This is a genomic window from Lentisphaerota bacterium (assembly GCA_016873675.1).
GTDB lineage: Bacteria > Verrucomicrobiota > Kiritimatiellia > RFP12 > JAAYNR01 > VGWG01.
Genome location: VGWG01000148.1, coordinates 1 through 5,510 on the forward strand (window position 1 = coordinate 1; position 5,510 = coordinate 5,510).

Sequence of the window (5,510 nt, forward strand, 5' to 3'; positions counted from 1 at the left end):
CGTGCGGCCCGGGGCGCTGGCAGTAGGGTTGTCGGCGAGTATGCTTCTGATCCACGGGAGCGTATTGTCGTTGTTTGGGAATGTGTTTTCCGCTTTTCTGCTGATGGCGTCGGTGGCCTGTTTCTGGCGTTTCTTGCGTGGCGGCCGAAGCGTCTGGCTGGTTGCTGCTGGCTGGGTGGTTGGCATAAGCCCGTTCGCCAGGCTGCCGAATGTGATGGCGCTGGCAAGCCTGACAATTCCGCTTATGCACCTGTATGCCTCGGGGGGGTGGCGCTGGCGTGAGGCGGCGCGTATTGCGGCGGCCACATTGGCAGGCTTCGGTCTCGGCGTATTGAGTGCCCTCGGTTTGATGGTCGCATTGGGGCATGGGGCCGTGTTCCTGCGCGCGTTACAGTTGGTCGGTCAGATGGGCGCGGACAGCGGCGAATTCGGCCATCACTCCTTCGGAGCCCTGATTGGGTATCAGATCCGCCTGTATGTCACGGCCTTGGTAGTGGCTGCTGCCTGTGTCGCGATGTGGGCGGCGGGTAGGTTCGGATTGCGCCTGACCGCAGGCTGGTTGCCGGGGCGCGTTCATCGCGCGCTCGCCTGGATGATGGCGGTGGTATTGAGCGGTTGCCTGGCCTATGTTGCGGTCAGGCTGCCAGCCCTACGAATGGCGCATTATCTCGCCCTCGCGTTAGGACTGTTGGCCGCCGGTTGCAGTCTGTGGCGGCGGCGCAGGGATCCGCTTCAGGTTACGGTCTGGTGGAGCGCCATTCTGGTGGTGTTTGTCTTGCCGTTAGGGAGTGATGTGCCTCAATCGGTAATGAAATACGCGTTTGTGATGCTGTTGCCGTTGACGGTGAACACAGTGTTTCCGACGGCAGAGGAGGTTGAGCCTGCATGTGGAACGTTGTGGCGGCGCGCGCTCTGCGTTGCGGGGGGAACCGCCTATGCGCTCGCGCTGGCCGTCCTGGTCTGGCGGAGCCCATACCGTGATGGTCCTCAACGCCTCAGGCTTCGCGCCTCGGTTTCAGGGACGCGTGTTGCCGGTATTCTGACGACGCCCGCCCGTGCGGCGGAGATCTCTGCTCTCGTGCAGGCCCTGACACCGCATCTTCGTCCGGGGGATAAGTTACTGGCCTATGCGGATATGCCAATGATCCATTATCTTACGGATACACGTCCCTTCCTGTACAACGCCTGGCCCAAAACCTATGCGCCGGCGGCGTTCGCACGTGCACTGGACGAGGCGAAGCAGGAGGCGGTAAGTTTGCCCGTGGTGCTCAGACAGCACTTCAATGTCGGGGTGCGCGGCTGGCCCGAGGTACGTACGCCGTATCTGGAGGCTTCGGCAAATCTGATGCGTACGCAGTACCTCGATGCGTTCTTAACACAGAACGGGTACGTATGTGTCTGGGAGAACGAGAACTTCGATCTTTGGAAGACGGATTATCAATGATTAGGAGTACTTCATAAGCACCAATGATATTTTAATAACCGGGATTCCGATGCAGGCGTGTTGCGGGTGTGGGGCATGTGTTGCCGTATGTCCCTGCCAGTGCCTGACCATGCAAAGGGATGGCGAGGGCTTTGACTATCCTTTGGTGGACCAGGCGGCCTGTGTCGACTGTGGTTTATGCAGGCGGGTTTGTCCTGCCCTCCATCCGAACCTGATGGAGACGCCGGAAGGCCCGGATGTATATGCGGCAGCAGCGCTTGATGATCCGCTTCGGGCCAAAAGTTCATCGGGGGGTATATTTTCTGTTATTGCTAATTGGATGTTCAGCCAGAGAGGTGTCGTATACGGTGCCGCCTTCGTTGATGGATGCAGAAAAGTGAGACATGTGCGTATCGATAGGGCCGACGAGTTGGATCTTCTTCGCCGGTCAAAATATGTCCAAAGCACTATTGTTAAAGAGGTGTATGCCGAGCTGAAGAACGATGTTCAAACCGGACGCAAAGTCCTTTTTGTCGGAACCCCATGCCAAGTAGCGGCTATCAAGAACGTGTTAGGTGCGGTAACGAGTCAAGTGTTGTCGTGTGATTTAATTTGCCATGGGGTTGGGTCTCCATCGATATTTGAGAGCTATATCGATTTGTTGAACCACAAAAATAAAGGTATTATTACGGAATGCTCCTTTCGTGATAAGTCGCAAGGGTGGTCATCGAAACACCGTGTGTCATATCGTTTTGCATCGGGCAAATCTGTGGCATTCCCCGCAAAGCATGATTTATATTTGTTTGGTTTTCTGGACAATCTGTTCTTGCGCCCGGTCTGTCATTCTTGCCGGTTCGCATCGGCGCAACGTCCGGGTGATCTGACGTTGGGCGACTTCTGGGGTATCGCCAAATATGAGCCGGAATGGGATGATGGTAAGGGTACCTCGGCCCTGATGGTGAATTCTGAGACCGGCCGGGGCATTTGGAACGCCGTGTCGGATAAAATTCGGAGCAAAGTCATGCCACTTTCCGTTGTCATAGCCGGTAATCGACGTTTACAGTCACCCAGTACGAAATCCCCCTTGCGCGACGCTTTTTTTGGTGCCTTGAATACGGAGAACTTTGAAATCGTGATGAGAAAATATTGTCAACCCAAGCGTTCACTACGGGTTTATGTTGGGCAATGGCATCGTTGGCTAAGGCAACGGATGGGTCTCCGATGAGGTTAAGATCAAATAATCAGGTGATTACCAACATGTTCGCCATGTATGGACAGACGGCGGTCTGCGGTTTTCTGATGTTCTTTTCCAACCGGTGGATACTCTCCGCCTTGGGTGAGTCGGATTTCGGGTTGTTCTCCGTTGTCGGTGGCGTGATCGCCTTTCTTCTGTTCATTAACGGCGCGATGACCAGCAGCGCGCAGCGCCATCTGACGTTCCAAGTCGGGGGGGGGGATAGCGAGGGGCTGCGTCGTGTGTTTAATGCGGCGATGCTGACCCACTTGCTTTTAGCGCTTCTGGTGTTAGCGGTAGGCGAGACATTCGGGGTCTGGTTTGTGAAATATGTTCTAAAAATGCCCGAGGAACGGCGGTTTGCTGCCAGCCTGGCGTTTCAATGCTCATTGTTCTCGACTTCAATCATGATTGTAACGGTTCCGTTCCGGGCGATGTTCACAGCCCATCAGCGGATGTTCGAACTTTCGGCGCTGACGGTGCTTCAGTCGGGACTGCTGTTCACCTTCGCCTACTGCCTGAAGTATCTTCCGGGCGACCGTCTGGTCTGGTATGCGGCCGGTTATGCGACCGCTACCACAACCATCTATGCGATCCAATCGGTTCGGGGCCGACTGCTCTTTCCCAGTTGCCGGATCTGCGTGAGAGAAATGAAAAACTGGCCGCTTGTGCGTGAGCTTCTCTCGTTCTCGCTGTGGAACCTGTTCGGTCATCTGGGCGGCGTGTTCCGCGGGCAAGGTATGGCAATTATTCTGAATCTGGGGTTCGGGACCAAGCTCAATGCCGCCTATGGGATCGCCAATCAGGTGGCGGGACAGGTCGGTCAGTTTGCTTCCGGGTTCCTCCAGGCGGTGGCGCCGGAGATTGTTTCCCGGCAGGGGGCTGGTGAGACTGACCGAATGATCAGCTTGGGGCTTCGCACGTGCCGCTTTGCGGCGCTCATGGGGTTACTCTGGATGGTGCCGATCGCCTTCGAGTTGAATTATCTGCTGACTCTCTGGCTGAAGAAGCCGCCGCAGTACACGACCATGCTCTGCCTATTTGTCTTTGCGATGTCGGTGGCGGATAAACTGACGGTCGGCTATGTCGCGTGTGTCCAGGCGGTCGGCAAAATCGCGGCCTATCAGGTGACGCTCGGCTTAGGGATGATCCTTACGCTGCCTATCTGCTATGTGATCACTCGGGGGACGGAATCGGTTCAGGCCTGTTTTTGGGGCGCGACCGTTATGGCGGCTGTGGTCTCGCTGGGGCGGGTATACTGGGGGCGGAGGCTGCTGGGGGTCTCGCTATTACGGTGGTTGCGCGAGGTTCTGCTCCCGGTGGCAGCGAGTATGGCGCCCGGCATGGCCGCCTGTTGTGCGCTGACATGGTGTTTGCCGAGTTCCTTCCTGCGGCTGTTAGCGGTGATGGCGGCCGGCTTAACGCTTGGGCTCGTGGGTATCTACGGGATGGGGTTGCACAGGGACGAGCGGGCGATGGTCAGGGAGAAGGTCATCGGCCGCCTCCTCAAGCGTGGACGGGCATAAGCCGATGAAGGTAGCCATCATCACTTATCACTGCGCGCCCAGCTATGGCGCGGTGTTACAGGCTTATGCGCTTCAGGAGGCGGTGCGCGCGTTAGGTCATACGTCGGCAGTTATCGATTACGTGCCGGCGTGGCGCCACTATGTGCGGTTACGCGATATCTGCGCCACACCGAACCCGGCGGTCATTGTCTCGAGATGGAACACCTACCGGCTCACACGGCGGACCAGGCAGTTCGTGAATGCGAGGCTGGCATTGACAGAGCGGCGTTACGCGTCGCTGGCTGACTTGGAGGCTGCGGTGCCCGCTTGTGAGGCGGCGATCTGCGGGAGCGATCAGGTTTGGCATCCGAAGAGGTTCGACAGTACCGGCGAGTTCGACAAGGCCTATTTCTTGGCCTTCGGTGGCGCTGGGGCCTACCGGCGGGTCGCCTACGCGCCTAGTTTCGGCGTGCCGACACTCTCCCCCGGTTACCGGTGTGCAATCCGCCCGTGGATGGAACGGTTTTCTTCTATCGGTCTCCGTGAGCGCTCTGCGGCCGAAAGCCTGTCTGCTGAACTGGGACGTGACATCCCGTGGGTCTGTGATCCGACGCTCCTTTTGGGAGCGGAAGCGCTGGGCAGGCTGGCGGATGGTGTCGCCCATCAATCCCGTCCCGGGCTTGTGGTGTCCTGGCTTTCGTTTCGCCGCGAACTCTACCTGAACGTGTTCCGGCTACTGCGCACGCTGACAGGCGCGCCAGGAGCCATCATTGGGCGGCCGTTCGCGGCTTGGTTTGAAAGCCGCGGGACGCTTCCGGGCGTAGAGGAGTGGGTGTCTCTGATCCGTAGCGCGCGGTTTGTCCTGACGGACTCGTTCCATACGACGGCTTTCGCGATCCTGTTTCGACGCCCCTTCCTGGTGTTAGCTTGGGCAGACGCCTCGGCGGCACGTAATGACCGGCTGGTCTCGTTGCTAGAGCGGCTTGGTCTGTCCGAGCGGATTGTGTATGTATGGGATGAGTCAGTCGTGCGGCGGCTCGAGCAGACGCCGATCGACTGGGAGGCGGTCGAGGTACGGTTGGCGCGTTGGCAAGCTGACAGCCGTCGTTTCTTGCAGCAGGCGTTAACATGAGTCTTGTGTGGGCATATGAGTGATATCCCCCCCGTTGCGATTTTTGGCTTTATCAGGCCGCATACCACGGCGCAGGTCTTCGCGCGTGTCCGTGAGGCTCGACCGAAGCGGCTGTTCCTCTGCCTGGACGCGCCGCGCCCGGAGCGTCCTGATGATCTGGCGAAGTATCAGGAGGTGCGCGCGATCTTCGATCAGGTGGACTGGCCCTGCGAGGTG

5 protein-coding genes are annotated in these 5,510 nt (G+C 58.3%); all 5 read left to right on the plus strand.

What is annotated here, in order from left to right:
• Positions 1-40 precede the first annotated feature (40 nt).
• A complete protein-coding gene (locus FJ222_11780) occupies positions 41-1,444 on the plus strand; it encodes a hypothetical protein (protein ID MBM4165102.1) in 1,404 nt (467 codons plus the stop codon).
• A gap of 49 nt (positions 1,445-1,493) precedes the next feature.
• Positions 1,494-2,648 (plus strand): hypothetical protein, encoded by a 1,155-nt coding sequence (locus FJ222_11785; protein ID MBM4165103.1) that lies wholly within the window; start codon positions 1,494-1,496, stop codon positions 2,646-2,648.
• A complete protein-coding gene (locus tag FJ222_11790) occupies positions 2,645-4,183 on the plus strand; it encodes a hypothetical protein (protein ID MBM4165104.1) in 1,539 nt (512 codons plus the stop codon). Before FJ222_11785 ends, FJ222_11790 begins: the two co-directional genes overlap by 4 nt.
• Positions 4,184-4,187: 4 nt before the next feature.
• Positions 4,188-5,294, plus strand: coding sequence for a polysaccharide pyruvyl transferase family protein (locus FJ222_11795; protein ID MBM4165105.1), 1,107 nt, complete (start codon positions 4,188-4,190; stop codon positions 5,292-5,294).
• A 15-nt stretch (positions 5,295-5,309) separates the two neighbouring features.
• Positions 5,310-5,510 (plus strand): glycosyltransferase family 2 protein (locus FJ222_11800; GenBank protein MBM4165106.1); only part of this gene is annotated, 201 nt, incomplete at its 3' end.